Raw genomic sequence first — 17,202 nt, 5'->3', positions numbered from 1 at the left:
GGAGATCACCAAACCTCAGTACCTAAGAGCCATGGCGAGGCTCGCCGCCCGGGACGACGAGCGTCACCCCTCGCAGTCCCGCCGGAGTCGGGCGCGGCAGGCGTTTGAGCAGTGTGCCGCGCCGCCGTGTTGCTGCCCTGACTTCTCCGGGCGAGCCCGGCGGCACGGCATTCCTGCATCGGGATCAGGTGGTTGCTCCTTCATGCGGTGTGCCGCAGGGCGAGCCCGGCCGCGGCGAGTTCCCTGGCCCACGTCCGCGCCCGCTCCAGTTCGCCGGCCACCAGTGGACCGGTCGTGCCGTCGACCTTGAAGCTCTCCGGTGGCCGGGCCATGCGGCAGCCGAGCCGACGCAGCCGGCGGTGTGCCTTGTGTGCCGCCGAGCCGCGCGGCAAGGGCTTATCAACCTTGGTGTCGAAGGTGGCGGCCGTAAGGCCGGTGAGCATCGGCGACACGTCCAGGTACTCGCGGATATCCACGTCAGCTGTGCTGGGTCGGACGTCGCCCTGCCGTGCCGCGTCCTGACGCGTACCGGGCCTGCTCAGGCCGAAGGCGTGCGTCGGCCCGCCGACGACCAGCAGGTCGAAGCCCTCGGTGGAGGGGATCTCCCGGGCCTCCGCGAGACGCACCTCGAAGGCCTCGCCGAGTCCGTCCGCGACGACGCGGGCGACGACTTTCGATTCGTAGACGACCAGTGCTTTCACGGCGTACCTCCGTTTCCGGCGCGGTGTGATGCGGCGCGATCGGAGAGGACCTCGGCGATCGGGCGTCGCGGGGTGGCGGGTGCCGGTGGTCCGTAGCCGAGCCGGATCACCATTTGTGCGAAGCGGCCGGCCCGCCGGTCGGTCAGGACCTCCCGGATGCCCGGAATCTCCACCGGCTGGCTGATCGGGGTGGTGGCCAGGTGCCGGCGGGTCGCGACAAGCAGGACCCGCTGCAGCGCCTGCCCGGCGCGTATCCAGTCGGCTGGCCCGTCGGCGCCAGTGGTCAGCACGGCGATGGTCGGCCATTTCTCGAACACTTCCGACCGGCGCTGACGGGGTGCGTGCACGAGGCCGAAGTCGCGCATCGGCAGCCGCTCCAAGGCGTCCCAGGGGCCGTACGCAGCAGATGGAACACCGTCGCGGCGGTGGGCGACCGGGCGGGTCCAGCGGCCCATTTCCGCCCGGTAACCGTCGCGGGCCCGCAGGCGCCGCTCGGCCTCGCGGCCCAATCCGGCGATGACGGTGCGACTTGCGGCGCCGGCGATCGTGAGGGCCGCCCCCTCGTGACCGGCCGCCGCACGCAGCTCTTCGATCGCGTCGGCCGGCACTACCTTGGGCAGGAACGGTTGCCGGTTGGTATGGCGGCGTTCGATCGCGTCGGCGAGCTCCAGCACCGCGGCCGAGGGCTGGGCGGCGGAGCCGGGTCGGATCACCGCCACCAGGTCGGGACGGCCGGGGTCGGGCAGGACGGCGAGCTGGGGGATCCGGCCTGCGCGGCGCAGCGCCAGCCGGAGCGTGAAGACGGCCGCTCCGACGCTCACCAGGAGTTCCCGGCCGTCGGGGTCGAGGACGTCGAGCTGTCGGTCGTGGTCGGCGTACACCTCGATCTCCTCGCCGGTCAGCCGGAACCGCCAGGGCTGGCTGTTGTGCAGGGACGGGGCCAGGGTGGCCGTCTCGATGCAGCGGACGAGCTCGGGAGAGTCCATGGTTGCCTCCTCTCCCTTCACGCTAGGGACGGCCGGTTCCGGCGGGCAGAGTCGGAGGACCTGACTCCCCGGGACACAGGTCTATCAGCCCTGCTTGTACCGCTCAGGTCTTGCGACGATCAGGTCGTACGGTGATCGGAGGCGCTGCCATGCGGATCGAGCGGATAGAGCCGATGGACTTGACCGTGTCGGCCGCTGACCGTGGGGCGGTGCCCACCAACCTCGGTGTGATCCTCATGCTCGACGGATCGGGACCGGTGCCGACCGAGCTGCTCGATCTGCTGCGTGCACGGATTCCTCGCATACCGCGGTTCCGTCAGGTCCTGCTGAGCGTGGCGGTGTCTCTGTTGTGCCGGCCGCTCGACTTGCGGCGGCCGCTGTGGCACGCGGTCTGGCGGCCGGCCGTGGCCGGCAAGCGCTGATCGTCGTGGTGCATCATGTCGTCACGGACGGCATCGGCGGTCTCGCGGCTCTCGCCGCGTTGGCCGACGAGTGGCCTGGCAACGATCCTGACCGGCCTTTCCCGCTGCCCGCACCGTCGCCGCGGGAGCTGGCGTTCGACGCGACCTGCGGTCGGCTCCGAGCACTCCGCAGGCTACCCGGCGATCTGCGGCGTGCAGCGGCGGGCCTGCCCGTACGTCTGCTTGATCGGCGGCGCGGAACAGCTGGACCTGGGTCGAGTCCATGAAGTAGTACTGCTGGCCGCGATCGACGTGAAAGTACCAGCACGATGCGCGGTCCACCGCCGCACAACAGTCCCTCGAGCCCGGTAGCCTCCCGGCCTGGCCGCGGCGGCCAGTCGGCATCCGGACCTCCTGGAGCAGCTCATCGGCGAAGATGATCGTCATCGGCCGGCGGTACAAGGCGCGCAGTTGGTCCTTGCCCTCCTCGGTCATCCGATCCCAGGCGTGGTTAGCCAGTTCTTGATCGCCAAGGCGCCATTCCGGCCGTGCCACCGGCGAGCCCGCGCAGCGATCGCCTCGTCAACGATGCGGTAGCGCCGGGCCACCTCCTGCAACGCCGCCTCGCGGTGCGCTGGGATGTCGACGGTAACCGAGATCACCATGCTGACCAGTACACGGTTCTTGTGTTACCTGGTCAACGCCGCGCGACCTGCTCAAACCAGACGGTGCAGTAAGCCGGCCGGCCGGAGTGACGAACCACCGGCCGAACCGGAATCGAGCATCGTCGGAAGCAAGGCCGGACCGGCCGATGACAGTCAGCGTCGCCTGCAGCGAACCCGACGACGGCTGGTTCAGTACACGGTCAGCCCGTGGTCGCGGAACTGGCCGTGCACCCGCTGGAGCAGGGCCGGGTCCGGCGGCGGTGTTTCGGCAAGCGGGAAGGGCAGACCGAGGGCGGCGTACTTCTGCGCGCCAAGGCGGTGGAACGGCAGCACCTCGACCCGTTCGACGGTGGGCACGGCGGCCGCGATGGCCGCGACCGCGTCAACGTTCGCGGGGTCGTCGGTGAGGCCGGGGACGAGTACGAACCGGACCCAGATGGGCATGCCGCGGTCGGCGAGGCGGTGGGCGAAGCGCACCGTCGGTGCGAGGCGGCCGGTGCGGGTCACGGTGCGGTACGTCGCCGGGTCGCCGGACTTGATGTCGAGCAGCACCAGGTCGGTGGCGTCGAGCAGGGCGTCGTCGGCGTGGTCGCCGAGGAAGCCGCTGGTGTCCAGGGCGGTGTGCAGCTGCATCTCCTTGCACCCGCGCAGCACCTCGCGGGTGAAGGCGGGCTGCTGCAGCGGTTCGCCGCCGCTGAGGGTGACGCCGCCATGGGCGATCTTGAGGAAGCGTTCGTACCGGCGTATCTCGGTGAGGAGCTCGTCGGCCGTCCGCGAAGAGCCATAGCGGCGGTATTGCGTGTCGGGGCTGTGGCAGTAGAGGCAGCGCAGCGGGCAGCCGGCGAGAAAGGCGACGAACCGGGTGCCCGGCCCGTCCACTCCGGTGGAGACGTCGAAGGAGTGGAGCGAGCCGGTCACCGGCGCCGTGACGGGGGCGGTCATCACAGCGATCCGTGGAAGGTGCGGGAGATGACGTCGCGCTGCTGCTCGGGCGTGAGCTTGACGAAGTTGACCGCGTAGCCGGAGACCCTGATCGTCAGCTGCGGGTAGTTCTCCGGGTGGGCCATGGCGTCCTCGAGCGTGGCGCGGTCGAGCACGTTGACGTTCATGTGGAAGCCGCCGCCGTCGGTGTAGCCGTCGAGGACGCCGGCCAGGTTGGCGATGCGTTCGTCGCGGGCGTGGCCGAGGCCGTCGGGGGTGACGGTGATGGTCAGCGAGATGCCGTCGCGGGCCGACCGGTAGGGCAGCTTGGCGACCGAGAGCGCGGCGGCGACCATGCCGTGCTTGTCCCGGCCGTTCATCGGGTTCGCGCCCGGTGCGAACGGCTCGCCGGCACGGCGGCCGTCGGGCGTGTTGCCGGTGTTCTTGCCGTAGACCACGTTCGAGGTGATCGTGAGGACCGACAGCGACGGCTCCGCGCCCCGGTAGGTGGGCTGCCGCCGGATCTTGGCCATGAACCGCTCGACCAGGTCGACGGCGATGGCGTCGGCGCGGTCGTCGTTGTTGCCGAAAGTGGGGAAGTCCCCGTCGACGGCGTAGTCGACGGCCAGCCCGTTTCCGTCGCGCAGCACCTTCACCTGGGCGTGCTTGATGGCGCTCAGGCTGTCGGTGGCGACCGACAGACCGGCGATGCCGGTGGCCAGGAACCGGTGGACCGGGTAGTCGTGCAGGGCCATCTCGATGCGCTCGTAGGAGTACTTGTCGTGCATGTAGTGGATGACGTTGAGCGCGTCCACGTACGTCTCGGCGAGCCAGTCGAGTGTTTTGTCGTACGCGGCGAGCACGGTGCCGTAGTCGAGGACGTCGTCGGTGACCGGCGGCGACGGAGGGGAGATCTGCTCGCCGGTCAGCTCGTCGCGGCCGCCGTTGATCGCGTACAGCAGGGCCTTGGCCAGGTTGGCGCGGGCGCCGAAGAACTGCATGTCCTTGCCCACGCGCATGGCCGAGACGCAGCAGGCGATCGCGGTGTCGTCGCTGTACGCGGGTCGGATCAGGTCGTCGTTCTCGTACTGGATGGCGCTCGTGTCGATGGAGACCTGGGCGCAGAACCGCTTGAACCCCTCGGGCAGCGCCGGCGACCACAGCACGGTCAGGTTGGGCTCCGGCGCGGGGCCGAGGTTGTACAGCGTCTGCAGGTACCGGAAGCTCGTGCGAGTGACCAGCGGTCGCCCGTCGCAGCCGATGCCGCCCAGCGATTCGGTCACCCACGTCGGGTCACCCGAGAACAGTTCGTCGTAGGACGGGGTGCGCAGGAACCGGATGATGCGCAGCTTGATGACGAAGTCGTCGACCAGTTCCTGCGCCTGCTGCTCGGTGAGCCGGCCCTCGGCGATGTCCCGCTGCAGGTAGACGTCGACGAAGGACGCCGTCCGCCCGAGCGACATCGCGGCGCCGTTCTGCTCCTTGGTGGCGGCGAGGTACGCGTAGTACAGCCACTGGATGGCCTCGCGGCCGGTGGTCGCCGGGCCGGAGATGTCGTCGCCGTACCGGTCGGCCATGAACCGCAGCTCCTCGAGGGCGCGGATCTGCTCGGCCAGTTCCTCCCGGTCGCGGATCACGTCCTCTGACGAGAGCCTGTCGTCGAGCGCGGCCTTGAGCGTCCGGCGGTCGGCGATCAGGCGGTCCACGCCGTAGAGGGCTACGCGCCGGTAGTCGCCGATGATGCGGCCACGGCCGTACGCGTCGGGCAGCCCGGTGATGATGTGCGAGCGCCGGGCGGCTTTGACGTCGGCCGGGTAGGCGTCGAACACGCCGTCGTTGTGGGTCTTGCGGTACTGGCTGAAGATGGCCTTCACGTGGGGGTCGAGCTCGAACCCGTACGCGGCCAGGCCGTTCTCCACCATGCGCAGGCCGCCGTTGGGCATGATCGCGCGGCGCAGCGGCGAGCTCGTCTGCAGGCCGACGATCAGCTCGTGGTCGCGATCGAGGTAGCCGGGCTCGTGTGAGGTGATGGTGGAGGGCGTGTGGGTGTCCACGTCGTAGATCCCGCGCCGGCGCTCCTCGACGAACATCCGCTGCAGCTGCCGCCAGATCCGCTCGGTCCGGTGCGTCGGCCCGGTCAGGAACTCCGGCCCGCCGGTGTACGGCTCGATATTGTCGTGGATGAACCCGCCGACGTCGATCGTCTCGCGCCAGCCGGTGCCGCGGAATCCGCGCCAGGCGTCCTGGGGTGTGGTGGCCATGGCCCCTCCTTCGTCTTCCTTCAGCCTGGCCGAGCGATGACCCGCCCGGCAGGGCCAGAGGTCCCGGACGACCGGGACCGCCCGGAACCTCGGGCCGGGTCAGGGGACGAGCACGAGACGGGCCGGGACCCGGCTGGCGAGGACGTCCTCGATGGCATCGTTGATCTGCTCGAGCGGACGGGTCTCGTAGAACACCTTGGTACGCCCGGCGGCGTGCAGCCGGAACACCTCGGCCAGGTCGGCGCGGGTGCCCACGATCGAACCGATGACCTGGATGCCCTTGAGGACGGTCTGGAAGATCGGCAGGGACATGGCGTTGTCCTTGGGCAGCGAGACCAGGATCAGCCGGCCGCCGCGGCGCAGCGACGCATGTGCCTGCTCGAGCACCTTGGGGTCGGCCGCGAGCACCACGGCGACGTCGGCGCCGCCGAGAGCCTCGATCGCGGCGACCGGATCGGTGGTGGCGGCGTTGACGACATGGGCGGCGCCGAGGTTCTTGGCCAGCTGCAGCTTCTCCTCGGTCACGTCGATGGCGATGGTCTCGCCACCGAAGATCTGCGCGTACTGCTGGGCGAGGTGGCCGAGTCCGCCGATGCCGAAGATCGCGACGCGGTCGCCGGGCGTGACGCCGCCGACCTTGACGGCCTTGTAGGTGGTGACGCCGGCGCAGGTCAGCGGGGCGGCCTCGGCCGGGTCGATGCTGTCCGGCACCGCGACAGCGAAGCGCGCGTCGGCGACCAGGTACTCCGCGTGGCCGCCGTCGATCGCGTAGCCGGTGTTGAGCTGAGCCTCGCACAGCGTCTCCCAGCCCGTGATGCAGTACTCGCACGAGCCGCAGGCATGTCCGAGCCACGGGATGGCGACGCGGTCGCCGGGCCGGTGCAGCGTGACACCCGGGCCGACCATGTCGACGATGCCCACGCCCTCGTGGCCGGGGATGAACGGGGGAGCCGGCTTGACCGGCCAGTCGCCGCGGGCGGCGTGGATGTCGGTGTGGCACAGGCCGCTGGCCTCGATGCGGACGAGGATCTGCCCGGCACCGGGTTGCGGGACCGGCACCTCCTGGACGGCCAGCGGTTCGGTGAAGCTTGTTACGACTGCTGCGCGCATGACGGTCTCCTTTGGTCGCTGATCTCAGCGTGATCGGCTGCAAGCGTCGTCAGTAGGGCCGAACGACCCGCTCAGCGCTCCACGACCAGCCGGCGGGCACGGAGAAGGCGAGCCCACCACGGCCTCGCCGGGCGGCCTGCTTTCAGCGCCGGCCGCGTCGTGCGCTTGAGGCTGACCCAGCCGCCGGGGCCCATCGTGACCGTGCCGATCGCGGGGCGTCGGCGCAGCGCGAAGCCGACGGAGATGCCGGCGGTGGCAACCGCCGCGGTGGCCAGGGCGGCCAGCGCGACGGTGGTGGCGTCGACGGCGGGCACGAACCGGCCGTCGATGTAGGCGCCGATCTCCCGGTCACCGCGGCGTACCGGCGTCACCGTGATCGGCGTCGTCATGGTCGGTGCCATCGTGGTGGTCGTCATCGTGACCTCCTTATCGGCTGTCCGAGCCGGTCGCCGCGCTCGCGGCGCGCCCGGCTTCGAGGCGGGCGATCGGGACGCGGAACGGCGAGCAGGACACGTAGTCGAGGCCGGCGTCGTGGAAGAAGCGGACCGAGGCCGGATCACCCCCGTGCTCGCCGCAGACGCCGACGGTCAGGTCGGGCCGGGTGGCCCGGCCGCGCTCGACGGCAATGCGGACGAGCTCGCCCACGCCGTCGCCGTCGATGGTCTCGAACGGCGAGACCGCGAAGATGCCGAGCCCGAGGTAGCGGCCGAAGAACGCGCCTTCGACATCGTCGCGGGAGAAGCCCCACGTCATCTGGGTCAGGTCGTTGGTGCCGAACGAGAAGAACTCGGCCGCGCCGGCGATCTGCCCCGCGGTCAGCGCGGCCCGAGGCACCTCAATCATGGTGCCGATCCGGATCGGCGGCGCGCCCGGCACGCTCGCCAGCACCGACTCCGCCTCTGCCCGTACGGTCTCCAGCTCTTGTACCGCACCGACCAGCGGAATCATGATCTCGGGCCGTGGGTCGCCGCCCGCGGCGACCCGAGCGGCCGCCGCCTCCGCGATCGCCCGGACCTGCATGGCGAACAAGCCGGGAATCACCAGGCCGAGGCGGACCCCGCGCAGGCCGAGCATCGGGTTCTGCTCGTGCATCCGGCGCACGGCCGTCAACAGCGTGCCGTCGCGACCGGGATCCTGACCGAGTGCCTCGGCGCGGGCGACCCGCGCGGTCAGCTCCTCCAGCGGCGGCAGGAACTCGTGCAGCGGCGGGTCGATCAGCCGCACGGTCACGGGCATGCTGTCCATGGCGGTGAACAGCTCTTCGAAGTCGGCGCGCTGCAGCGGCAGCAGGTCGGCCAGGGCGCCGTCGTCGCCGAGGATCAGCCGCTCGATCAGTACGCGGCGGTCGCCGAGGAACATGTGCTCGGTGCGGCACAGCCCCACACCGGTGGCGCCGAAGCGGCGGGCGCGGGCGGCATCGGCGCCGGTGTCGGCGTTGGCGTGCACGGCGAGCCGCGCTGTGTGGTCAGCGTGGATCATGAGCCGTTCCACCGCGGCGAGCAGGGGGTCGCCGTGGGCGGTGAGCTCGCCTTCGAAGTAGCGCACGACGGGGGAGGGCCGGACGGCGACGGCGCCGGGGTACACCTTGCCGGTGGTGCCGTCGAGGGAGATCACGTCCCCGGCGTGCAGCGTGCGTCCGGCCACGGTGACCAAGCCGTCGTCGATGACGAGTTCCTCGGCGCCGCAGACGCAGGTCTTCCCCATGCCGCGGGCGACGACGGCGGCGTGCGAGGTCTTGCCGCCGCGCGAGGTGAGGATGCCCTGGGCGGCGATCATGCCGGGCAGGTCGTCGGGGTTGGTCTCGCGGCGCACCAGGATGACCGGCTCGGTGGCTGCTGCTGCGGCGGCGGAGTCGAAGACGATCGCGCCGACGGCCGCTCCGGGCGAGGCGGGCACCCCGGTGGTCAGCGGTTCGGGTGCGGCGGCGGTGTCGAAGCTGGGGAACATCAGCTGGGCGAGCTGCTCGCCGGTGACCCGCTGCAGGGCCTCGTCGAGGGTGATGGTGCCCTCGTCGACGAGCTGGGCGGCGATGACGAACGCGGCGGCCGGGGTGCGCTTGCCCACGCGGGTCTGCAGCATCCACAGCCGGCCGTTCTCGATGGTGAACTCGATGTCGCACAGATCGCGGTAGTGCTGCTCGAGCCGCTGCATGATCGACAGCAGCTGCCGGTGGCTCGCCGGGTCGATGGTGGCGAGCTCGGCGAGGCTCATCGTGTTGCGGATGCCGGCGACGACGTCCTCGCCCTGGGCGTTGCGTAGATAGTCGCCGTAGACGCCACGCCGCCCGGTGGCCGGATCGCGGGTGAACGCCACGCCGGTTCCCGAGTCGTCGCCGCGGTTGCCGAAGACCATCGCCATCACGTTGACCGCGGTGCCCAAGTCCTGCGGAATGCGCTCCTGCCGGCGATAGAGGGTGGCCCGCTCGGCGTTCCACGACCGGAACACCGCGCCGATCGCGAGGAACAGCTGCTCGTGCGGCGCCTGCGGAAAGTCACGGCCGGTGTGGGCGTGAAACACCTTCTTGTACGCGAGGACGAGGTCCTGCAGCTGAGTCACGCTCAGGCCGGCGCCGATGCCTCCAGCCGCCGCGAGCTCTTCATCGAACGCCTCGCCGGGGACGTCGAAGACCGTCTTGCCGAACATCTGGATCAGGCGCCGGTAGGAATCCCAGGCGAAGCGCTCGTTCCCGGTCTGCCGGCCGAGGCCCGCGACGCTCGCGTCGCTCAGACCGATGTCGAGGATGGTCTCCATCATCCCGGGCATGGAGAACTTGGCGCCGGAGCGGACCGAGAGCAGCAGCGGGTCGTCGGGGTCGCCGAAGGTCTTGCCGATCTGGTTCTGCACCATTCGCAGGTGATGCTCGACCTCTCCGAGGAGGCTCGTGGGCATGCTTCCGGTGCGCAGGTATGCGCGGCAGGCGTCGGTGGTGACGGTGAAGCCGGGCGGCACCGGCAGACCCATCCGGGTCATCTCGGCCAGGTTGGCGCCCTTGCCACCGAGCAGGTCCTTGAGGTCCATGTTGCCCTCGACGAAGTCGTAGACGTATCTGGTCATCTCCTCTTCACACCCCTCTCGTCTCGTTGGTAGCGCGGCCGACGGCGTGTGCCGTAGGGCCGGACGTCCCTACCCGACGGGTCGGCAAGGGCCGACCGTGAAACCGACGGCAGAGAAAGGAGTCGGTCATGAAAGGCCTCATGTACGGCGGTCCCGAGCTGGTGTTCCTGGTCGCCGGGGCCGCACTGGCGGTGGCCGTCTCCCCGTGGGCGCGCCGCCGGTACGTCACCTGGGGCGCTCTGCGCCCGGACGGAGCCGGGACCCGGCTGATCAGCCGCAACCGCATCACACCACCGGGCGGCAACCCAGCGGTCCGGGCCCTGTACGACGTGGTGATGGCACCCGGCAGCCTGATCATGGAACGCCGGATGCTGCAGGGCATCAGGCAGCGAGCCGAGGGTCTTTCGGCCCTGCCCGACCCGGTTACTGGCTCGTAGCGTCAGAGCCGAGAAGCGAGGAGGCTGCCATGACAGCGTGGAAAGTGGACGACGTGATGACCGAGGCGGTCGTGTCGGTGCAGCCGGCCGCCTCGTACCGGGAAGTGGTGGACCTGCTGATCGGGCACCGCTTCAGCGCGATGCCGGTCGTGGACGAGTACCAGCACGTGACGGGGGTGATCTCCGAGGCGGATCTGCTTCGCAAGATCGAGTACGCGGGCGACGAGCAGCCCCGGCTGTTCGAGGGACGCCGGCGCCGCGGTGAGCGCGCCAAAGCGTACGCGGGAACCGCCGCCGACCTGATGAGCGCTCCACCGGTCGTGGTGCTCACCGGGACCCCCATCGCCTCCGCGGCGCGGGTCATGGATGCCGAGAACGTCAAGCGGCTGCCGGTCGTCGACGACCTCGGCCGGCTGGTCGGTATCGTCTCCCGCGGCGATCTGCTGAAGGTCCACCTGCGCCCCGACGACGAGATCGGCGCCGACATCAGCAAGGACGTGTTCGACACGCTGCTGCACGAAGGCGCCGACCGAGTCGGCGTCGCCGTCGACGGCGGTGTGGTGCGGCTGACCGGCGAGGTCGACCGACGCTCCACCGCCAACCTGGCCGTCCGCCTCACCCGGCAGGTGCCCGGCGTCGTAGAAGTGATCGACAAGCTCCAGGTCGCCTTCGAGGACACGGACACCACCGGCGCGGGCGTCTTCTACGTCGCCTGATCGTCGCGCGGAGCCCGGCCGCCACCGGGCTCCGCCCTCTGCGGGGAGGTTTCATGCTGAGTGTCTTCGACCTGCTCGCCCTGAACGACTTCGTCGCCGACCTGCCGGCCGGCTGGTTGCAGCGGCTCGCGGTGACCGGACGGCCGGTGTTCCACGGCGTCGGGCACCGGCTGTGCCGCGAGGACGCACACGCCGACCGCTTCTGGCTGATCAGCTCCGGGGCGGTCGCGATCGATTTCTCCGTACCCGGGCGAGGCGACATCACGGTCGACCGGGCCGGGCCGGGCGCGCCGGTCGGCTGGTCGTGGATGCGACCGCCGTTCCGCTGGCAGTTCGGTGCCGTGGTGGCCGACGACGTGCATGCCGTCGAGTTCGACGCCGCACGGGTGCGTGCACTGATCACCGACGACGCCGATCTCGGGCGTGAGCTGACCGGCCGGATGCTCGACGTCGTGTCGCACCGGCTGCAGGCCGCCCGCCACCGTCTGATCGAGCTCTACGCGTACCCGGAGGCACCGGCATGCTGATCGTGAGCCCGTTGAAGCGCTGGATGTATCGCGGCGGGCGCCCGCACGCTCTGGCCCGCCTGCTCAACCGCATCTCCGCCGCCCAGTACCGGGCCGGGTTCCTCGCTCCTCGCACGTGGGTCACGCTCGAAGTGCCGGGGCGTCGCACCGGCCGGACGGTGTCCTGCCCGCTCGTGGTCGTCCGGCACCAGGACAGCGAGTACCTGGTGTCGATGCTGGGCAACGACGCCAACTGGGTTGCCAACGTGCGAGCCGCCGGTGGCGAGGCGGTCCTCAGCCACGGCCGCCGCGAGCGGATCCGTCTCAGCGAGGTGGCCGTGGAGCAGAGACCACCGATCCTGCGCCTGTACCTGTCCAAGGCGCCCGGGGCGCGGCCGCACATCCCGGTCGATCGGCGTGCCCCGATCGCTGCCTTCGCAGCCGTCGCGGCCGACTACCCGGTGTTTCTGGTGACCCGTCTCGGTAGTCCCGTCCCGTAGGGCCGAAGGTCCCGTCGGTTGCGGCTTGCGGCCCTACGGGAGCCGGTGGCCCCCGCCCTACGGTCGAGGCGACGACAAAGATCCGTGAAGGGAATTGCCGTGACCACGGTTGTCTCCGACCTGCTGCAGACGCTCGCCGAACCGGACGAGGCCGAACTGGCCCGCCTCGACGCCTGGTGGCGCGCGGCCAACTACCTCACCATCGGCCAGATCTACCTCAAGGCCAATCCGCTGCTGCGCGAGGCGCTGACCGCCGAGCACATCAAGCCCCGCCTGCTCGGCCACTGGGGCACCAGCCCGGGCCTGTCGCTGATCTACGCGCACGTGTCGCGGCTGATCCGGCACACCGGCCAGCAGGCGATCTACCTCGCCGGTCCCGGCCACGGCGGCCCGGCGCTGGTCGCCGCCGGCTACCTGGAGGGCACCTACTCGGAGATCTACCCGCGGATCAGCCAGGACGCCGAGGGTATGCGGAAGCTGTTCCGCCAGTTCTCGAGTCCCGGCGGCATCCCGAGCCACGTCTCGGTCACCACTCCGGGCTCCATTCACGAGGGCGGCGAGCTGGGCTACGTGCTGGTCCACGCCTTCGGCGCCGTGATGGACAACCCCGACCTGCTGGCGATCGCCGTGGTCGGCGACGGCGAGGCCGAGACGGGCCCGTTGGAGGGCTCGTGGAAGGGCGTGTCGTTCCTCAACCCGGCCCGCGACGGCGCGGTGCTGCCGATCCTGCACCTCAACGACGCCAAGATCTCCGGCCCCACCGTGCTGGGGCGCAAGCATGCCGACGAGGTGCAGGAGCTGCTACGCGGCCACGGCTACGACGTCATCGAGGTCGCTGGTCAGGACCTGCCCGGCATGCACCTGCGGTTCGCGGCGGCGCTCGCGCAGGCGTGGGGACGCATCCGCGAGATTCAGACCGCGGCCCGCACCGGCACGTGGGACGGGACCCGGCCGGTTTGGCCGTTGATCGTCCTTCGGTCGCCGAAGGGCTGGACCGGGCCGGCTCAGGTGGACGGGGTGCAGGTTACCGGCACGTGGCGGTCGCACCAGGTGCCGCTGGCCGGCGTCCGGGACAACCCCGCGCACCTCGCACTTCTCGAGCAGTGGCTCAGGTCGTACCGGCCTGAGGAGCTCTTCGACGAAGCGGGCGCGCCCGTCGGCCTCATCCGTGAGCAGGCACCCGAGGGCGATCTGCGTATGAGTGCGTCGCCACACGCCAACGGCGGCGTCCTGACTCACGCCCTCGAGCTGCCGGACTTCCGCGACTACGCCGTCGAGGTGGCCGCGCCGGCCACCGAGCGGGCCGAGTCGACGCGCCGGCTCGGCGAGATGATGCGCGACATCTATGCCCGCAACGACGACCGGTTCCGGCTGTTCTGCCCCGACGAGACCAACAGCAACCGGCTCGGCGCCGTCTTCGAGGTCTCCGACCGGGCCTTCATGGAGCGAGTCATGCCCAGCGACGTCGCCCTCAGCCGCGACGGCCGGGTCATGGAGGTGCTGAGCGAGCACAACTGCCACGGCTGGCTCGAGGGCTACAACCTCACCGGCCGGCACGGCATGTTCGCCACCTACGAGGCGTTCGCCATGGTCAGCGCCTCGCAGACGATCCAGCACGGCAAGTGGCTGCAGGAGGCCAAGAACCTGCCGTGGCGGGCCAAGGTCCCCAGCTTCAACGTGCTGCTGACCTCAACGGCGTGGCGCAACGACCACAATGGGTTCTCGCACCAGGGCCCCGGCCTGATTCAGACCGTGCTCACTCAGCGCGGCGACGTCGCCCGGGTCTATCTGCCGCCGGACGCCAACACCCTGCTGTCGGTGGCCGACCACTGCTTCCGATCCCGCTCGTACATCAACCTGATCGTCATCGACAAGCAGCCCCAGCTGCAGTATCTGACCATGGACGAGGCCGTTGAGCACTGCGCCCGCGGCGCCGGGATCTGGAACTGGGCCGGCACCGACGACGACACCAGCGACCCCGACATAGTGCTGGCCTGCGCCGGCGACGTCGTCACCATGGAGACCGTCGCCGCGGCGCAGATCCTGCGCGACCGGCTGCCTGGCTTCAAGGTCCGCGTCGTCAACGTCGTCGACCTGATGACCCTGCCGCGGCCCAAGGACCACCCGCACGGCATGAGCGAGACCCAGTTCACCGAGCTGTTCACCGACACGGTCGACGTGGTCTTCGCCTTCCACGGCTACCCCGGCGCGATCCACCAGCTGGTGCACGGCCGGCCCGACGCCGACCGGTTCCGGGTGCGCGGCTTCATCGAACAGGGCACCACGACCACCCCGTTCGACATGACCGTCCGCAACCGCGCTTCGCGCTACCACCTCGTCATGGACGCCATCAACAACGCCCACCGCCTACCCCGCGGTGCGGCCGACCTCAAGGCCTGGTGCGAGGTGCAGCTCCGCCGGCACGAGACCTACGTCGTCGAGCACCTCGAGGACATGCCCGAGGTTCGCGACTGGTCCCTCATCCACACGATGGAGTAGTCGGCAGCGATGCTCGGCGGCGGCTCCGGTTCCGGGGCCGCCGCCGGCGTTGCTCTTAGTCTCCCCATGGTGCGCTTGCGGCCTCGACGTCGGTTCGTAGTTGCGGGCGGAGGCCGCTCGGTAAGGTCGTGATCACTCATCGACCTGAATAACGTCGGCGGGTGGCCGGCGAGGTGACGGAGGCACTACGTCCGATGCTTCCACGTAACCGAGCCTGACGACCAGGTACGGCTCGCCCACTCCGGAGAGCAGCCGACTCAGCAGCCGGCGGGGCCAGGCAACCTCGACCGCCTCGCTGATGGGAGCCGTGGCCAAGCCCTCGGCGGTGGCCCGCAGGAGCAACGCGGACATGGCCTCACCGCCGCGCAGCAGATCGACCGGCCGATCGGCGGTGCCAAAGATGATCACGTACGCGGCGCCTTCGTCGTGGTCCGCGCCGGCCAGCATGCCGGTGGAGCCGTCCGGCAAGAAGTTGCGCACCGGCACACGGCGCAGGCTCGGCTGCACGGCCGTGCTGGGCGGCACGCCGTCGCCGGTCCAGGACGGCCGGTGCGTCCAGTCAGTGAGCTCGGTGCGGTGCGCAGGATCGAAGTAGTTGGCGTCGGCGGCCTCGTCGACGGAGACGGCCAGCTCGGGCACCCGGTCGTCGGGAACGACATGCAGGTAGGCGCCCTCCGCCTCGACCAGACGCCGCAAGCGGGTCACCGTTTCCTCGGACACCGGACGGTCGCCGAAGGCACGGCGGTCGGTGCGACGCCGGCTGATGGCGTCGGCGAGTTCTGCCGCCTCCAGATCCGGCTCGGCGCGACCGGCGATGCGGATGCGGGCGAGCAGATCCGGGCGCTGCGCCTCGGGAAGGCGTTGCACGTCGGCACGCCACCCGGCGGCGGCCAGATAGAGCCGAGCGTGGTGCAAAGCGCCGCCGCAGCTCAGCAGAAGCAGGCGGCCCTCGGCGTCGGTCACGCCGAGCCGGCGTGCCGGGTCGGACGACAGCTCGAGCACGTCGCCGGTGAGGCGCCACTTCCAGGGCTGAGTGTTGAAGACCGAAGGCGCCCGCAGCGACGCGCGAGCGGCCATCTCCAAGGCGGTGCGGGTCTCGTCCTTCTCCGGCCCGGTCATGGCAACCTCCGAACTCGTGGCCGTCTGCTCTCATCGGCTCGTGTACGCCGTCTTCTCCGTCTCGTGGCACCGGCCGCACTTGTGGAACTGTGGTGAGTTGAACTCCACGTTCGCGTACAGCCACGGGCCCCAGTCGTGCGCGATCCGGGACTCGGTCGTGCCGCACCGTTCGCAGCGGCGAACCTGTCCACACCGGTCGGCGTCGACGTAGACGAACCCGCCCCAGGTATGGCGGACCTTCTCGCCGGCTCTCCCACAGCTGACGCAGACTCGTACGCTCGCGCATCGCCGGCCCGGCAGGGACCACTGCCCCGAGTGCAGACCGGCACCGCACATCAACTTCTTGAAGACCTTCATCTCGACTCCCGATCGAGGAGTTCTCGAGCCGAGGTTAAAGCGTCGGTAGGAGAGGACGTCAGGGCCGAAGGACCCGAAACAGATAGGCCCACCGGAGCAGCGTCGATGGCCTTCGGCTCTGTGTGCGCCTGCGGTCGAGGCGGTCTCCTGAAGGTGTAACCGAAGGAGGTCGGTCATCATGCTGAAGCGCAACCTGATCGCGGCGGGATACGCCATCCTGCTGCCCGTGTCCAGTACGGTCCTCGTCATCCTGGTAGCCGCCGGCGTCAAAGGCGCTGCCTCGGGCGTTCGTCGTCTTGCCCATCGATGACGCCGCGTCAGCTCGGCAGCACGGGTCGCCGCGGACAACGGTAACCTGATCCTTTGCGGATCCTGATCCGCCGCACGGGTCTTCTCATGACGTTGGATGCGGCTTTCCAGGTCCGTCCCACCCGGAACGTTCGCATTCTTGAGCGCCACCTGAGCGTTCACCTCGGAACCACCTCGCCGGAGACCCTTGCACCGCGGGGGTCTCCGGCGCGTCCGTTCGCGGGCCGTGCGCGCGGTGATCTTCGGCTGCATCGGCACGCTGACCGACCCGGCGCTGAGGAGTATCGCGAGCCCCCGAGCACCGCACCGGCGAGCTGCTCGGCGGCTGTCGGCCGCGGTTCTGGGAGGCGCCGGCGGGGAGCTTCGGCGAGCGCACCATCGGGGTCGACGGCGGGGCGGGGAGCACGCTGAGGGCGGTGGCGCTTTCCTGCGGAGCGAACCCGTCATCCGTCCACCACCCCGTCGCGCTCGCGCATGACCGGAGCGGTCATGCCCGCGTTCCGCAAGCCGCAGCACCACGCGCTCGACGTCTGGCGGTACTCCGGCGGTGCCCGCTCAGGGACGAGTGGGTCAGCGGGGGACGAGGTCCGGCGGCGGCAAGGGTGCGGATGCCGCGCACATCGGCCCAGCCGGCGAGCACCATTCCTTTTCTGATCGGCG

General features: G+C 70.4%; 17 protein-coding genes. 8 read left to right on the top strand and 9 right to left on the bottom strand.

Annotated elements, in window-relative coordinates:
- Window positions 1–200 precede the first annotated feature (200 nt).
- Together BKA14_RS18020 and BKA14_RS18015 are read right to left on the bottom strand one after the other, a co-directional pair.
- The gene (locus BKA14_RS18020; protein WP_184952094.1) at window positions 201–701 is read right to left on the bottom strand and encodes a flavodoxin family protein; all 501 of its coding nucleotides are present in this window, start codon (window positions 699–701) and stop codon (window positions 201–203) included.
- The gene (locus BKA14_RS18015; protein WP_184952093.1) at window positions 698–1,687 is read right to left on the bottom strand and encodes an Acg family FMN-binding oxidoreductase; all 990 of its coding nucleotides are present in this window, start codon (window positions 1,685–1,687) and stop codon (window positions 698–700) included. The genes BKA14_RS18020 and BKA14_RS18015 overlap by 4 nt, the downstream gene beginning before the upstream one ends.
- A gap of 149 nt (window positions 1,688–1,836) precedes the next feature.
- Here BKA14_RS18015 and BKA14_RS18010 point away from each other — a divergent pair, with 149 nt between their 5' ends.
- Complete coding sequence (locus tag BKA14_RS18010; protein WP_184952092.1) at window positions 1,837–2,109, top strand: hypothetical protein; 273 nt, start codon at window positions 1,837–1,839, stop codon at window positions 2,107–2,109.
- Complete coding sequence (locus tag BKA14_RS45580; RefSeq protein WP_369076893.1) at window positions 2,037–2,375, top strand: wax ester/triacylglycerol synthase domain-containing protein; 339 nt, start codon at window positions 2,037–2,039, stop codon at window positions 2,373–2,375. Before BKA14_RS18010 ends, BKA14_RS45580 begins: the two co-directional genes overlap by 73 nt.
- A gap of 204 nt (window positions 2,376–2,579) precedes the next feature.
- Here the strand turns inward: BKA14_RS45580 and BKA14_RS18000 are convergent, their stop codons facing one another.
- The 6 genes from BKA14_RS18000 to ppdK all read right to left on the bottom strand — a co-directional run bounded on the left by BKA14_RS18000 (window position 2,580) and on the right by ppdK (window position 10,099).
- On the bottom strand, window positions 2,580–2,753 hold the full coding sequence (locus BKA14_RS18000; protein WP_184952090.1) for a hypothetical protein: 174 nt from the start codon (window positions 2,751–2,753) through the stop codon (window positions 2,580–2,582).
- Between the two features lie 189 nt (window positions 2,754–2,942).
- Window positions 2,943–3,695: a pyruvate formate-lyase-activating protein gene (gene pflA / locus BKA14_RS17995; RefSeq protein WP_184952089.1), complete on the bottom strand. Its 753-nt coding sequence runs from the start codon at window positions 3,693–3,695 to the stop codon at window positions 2,943–2,945.
- Window positions 3,695–5,935: a formate C-acetyltransferase gene (gene pflB / locus BKA14_RS17990; protein ID WP_184952088.1), complete on the bottom strand. Its 2,241-nt coding sequence runs from the start codon at window positions 5,933–5,935 to the stop codon at window positions 3,695–3,697. Before pflB ends, pflA begins: the two co-directional genes overlap by 1 nt.
- A gap of 99 nt (window positions 5,936–6,034) precedes the next feature.
- Window positions 6,035–7,045, bottom strand: a complete 1,011-nt coding sequence (gene adhP, locus BKA14_RS17985) for an alcohol dehydrogenase AdhP (RefSeq protein ID WP_184952087.1) — start codon at window positions 7,043–7,045, stop codon at window positions 6,035–6,037.
- Window positions 7,046–7,116: 71 nt separating this feature from the next.
- Window positions 7,117–7,461, bottom strand: a complete 345-nt coding sequence (locus BKA14_RS17980; protein WP_184952086.1) for a hypothetical protein — start codon at window positions 7,459–7,461, stop codon at window positions 7,117–7,119.
- 10 nt (window positions 7,462–7,471) lie between these two features.
- Entirely contained in the window at window positions 7,472–10,099 is a 2,628-nt protein-coding gene (ppdK, locus tag BKA14_RS17975) for a pyruvate, phosphate dikinase (RefSeq protein ID WP_184952085.1), read from the bottom strand.
- A 128-nt stretch (window positions 10,100–10,227) separates the two neighbouring features.
- On the opposite strand from ppdK, the gene BKA14_RS17970 reads away from it, so the two are divergent.
- The 5 genes from BKA14_RS17970 to BKA14_RS17950 all read left to right on the top strand — a co-directional run bounded on the left by BKA14_RS17970 (window position 10,228) and on the right by BKA14_RS17950 (window position 14,757).
- On the top strand, window positions 10,228–10,536 hold the full coding sequence (locus BKA14_RS17970; RefSeq protein ID WP_184952084.1) for a hypothetical protein: 309 nt from the start codon (window positions 10,228–10,230) through the stop codon (window positions 10,534–10,536).
- 29 nt (window positions 10,537–10,565) lie between these two features.
- On the top strand, window positions 10,566–11,252 hold the full coding sequence (locus tag BKA14_RS17965) for a CBS domain-containing protein (RefSeq protein WP_184952083.1): 687 nt from the start codon (window positions 10,566–10,568) through the stop codon (window positions 11,250–11,252).
- A gap of 53 nt (window positions 11,253–11,305) precedes the next feature.
- Window positions 11,306–11,779: a Crp/Fnr family transcriptional regulator gene (locus tag BKA14_RS17960; RefSeq protein ID WP_184952082.1), complete on the top strand. Its 474-nt coding sequence runs from the start codon at window positions 11,306–11,308 to the stop codon at window positions 11,777–11,779.
- Window positions 11,773–12,258 carry a nitroreductase/quinone reductase family protein gene (locus BKA14_RS17955; protein WP_239093092.1) on the top strand — a complete coding sequence of 162 codons (486 nt, stop codon included), beginning with the start codon at window positions 11,773–11,775 and terminating at the stop codon, window positions 12,256–12,258. Before BKA14_RS17960 ends, BKA14_RS17955 begins: the two co-directional genes overlap by 7 nt.
- A gap of 99 nt (window positions 12,259–12,357) precedes the next feature.
- Window positions 12,358–14,757 (top strand): phosphoketolase family protein, encoded by a 2,400-nt coding sequence (locus tag BKA14_RS17950; protein WP_184952081.1) that lies wholly within the window; start codon window positions 12,358–12,360, stop codon window positions 14,755–14,757.
- 132 nt (window positions 14,758–14,889) lie between these two features.
- Here BKA14_RS17950 and BKA14_RS17945 read toward each other — a convergent pair whose 3' ends face one another.
- Window positions 14,890–15,876, bottom strand: a complete 987-nt coding sequence (locus BKA14_RS17945) for an Acg family FMN-binding oxidoreductase (RefSeq protein ID WP_184952080.1) — start codon at window positions 15,874–15,876, stop codon at window positions 14,890–14,892.
- 535 nt (window positions 15,877–16,411) lie between these two features.
- Between BKA14_RS17945 and BKA14_RS44090 the strand changes: the two genes are divergently transcribed.
- A complete protein-coding gene (locus tag BKA14_RS44090; protein ID WP_260416526.1) occupies window positions 16,412–16,543 on the top strand; it encodes a hypothetical protein in 132 nt (43 codons plus the stop codon).
- Window positions 16,544–17,202 lie beyond the last annotated feature (659 nt).

Source organism: Paractinoplanes abujensis (assembly GCF_014204895.1).
Lineage (GTDB): Bacteria > Actinomycetota > Actinomycetes > Mycobacteriales > Micromonosporaceae > Actinoplanes > Actinoplanes abujensis.
Note: the sequence above shows the minus strand (reverse complement) of the source record. Positions and strands in the feature narration are given on the sequence as shown.

What these genes read in the sequence shown, in the direction of transcription:
- BKA14_RS18015 (WP_184952093.1), bottom strand. Translation starts at nt 1,687, where the DNA reads ATGGACTCTCCCGAGCTCGTCCGCTGCATCGAGACGGCCACCCTGGCC.
- BKA14_RS18010 (WP_184952092.1), top strand. Translation starts at nt 1,837, where the DNA reads ATGCGGATCGAGCGGATAGAGCCGATGGACTTGACCGTGTCGGCCGCT.
- BKA14_RS18000 (WP_184952090.1), bottom strand. Translation starts at nt 2,753, where the DNA reads ATGGTGATCTCGGTTACCGTCGACATCCCAGCGCACCGCGAGGCGGCG.
- pflA (WP_184952089.1), bottom strand. Translation starts at nt 3,695, where the DNA reads ATGACCGCCCCCGTCACGGCGCCGGTGACCGGCTCGCTCCACTCCTTC.
- pflB (WP_184952088.1), bottom strand. Translation starts at nt 5,935, where the DNA reads ATGGCCACCACACCCCAGGACGCCTGGCGCGGATTCCGCGGCACCGGC.
- adhP (WP_184952087.1), bottom strand. Translation starts at nt 7,045, where the DNA reads ATGCGCGCAGCAGTCGTAACAAGCTTCACCGAACCGCTGGCCGTCCAG.
- BKA14_RS17980 (WP_184952086.1), bottom strand. Translation starts at nt 7,461, where the DNA reads ATGACGACCACCACGATGGCACCGACCATGACGACGCCGATCACGGTG.
- ppdK (WP_184952085.1), bottom strand. Translation starts at nt 10,099, where the DNA reads ATGACCAGATACGTCTACGACTTCGTCGAGGGCAACATGGACCTCAAG.
- BKA14_RS17970 (WP_184952084.1), top strand. Translation starts at nt 10,228, where the DNA reads ATGAAAGGCCTCATGTACGGCGGTCCCGAGCTGGTGTTCCTGGTCGCC.
- BKA14_RS17965 (WP_184952083.1), top strand. Translation starts at nt 10,566, where the DNA reads ATGACAGCGTGGAAAGTGGACGACGTGATGACCGAGGCGGTCGTGTCG.
- BKA14_RS17960 (WP_184952082.1), top strand. Translation starts at nt 11,306, where the DNA reads ATGCTGAGTGTCTTCGACCTGCTCGCCCTGAACGACTTCGTCGCCGAC.
- BKA14_RS17955 (WP_239093092.1), top strand. Translation starts at nt 11,773, where the DNA reads ATGCTGATCGTGAGCCCGTTGAAGCGCTGGATGTATCGCGGCGGGCGC.
- BKA14_RS17945 (WP_184952080.1), bottom strand. Translation starts at nt 15,876, where the DNA reads ATGACCGGGCCGGAGAAGGACGAGACCCGCACCGCCTTGGAGATGGCC.
- BKA14_RS44090 (WP_260416526.1), top strand. Translation starts at nt 16,412, where the DNA reads ATGCTGAAGCGCAACCTGATCGCGGCGGGATACGCCATCCTGCTGCCC.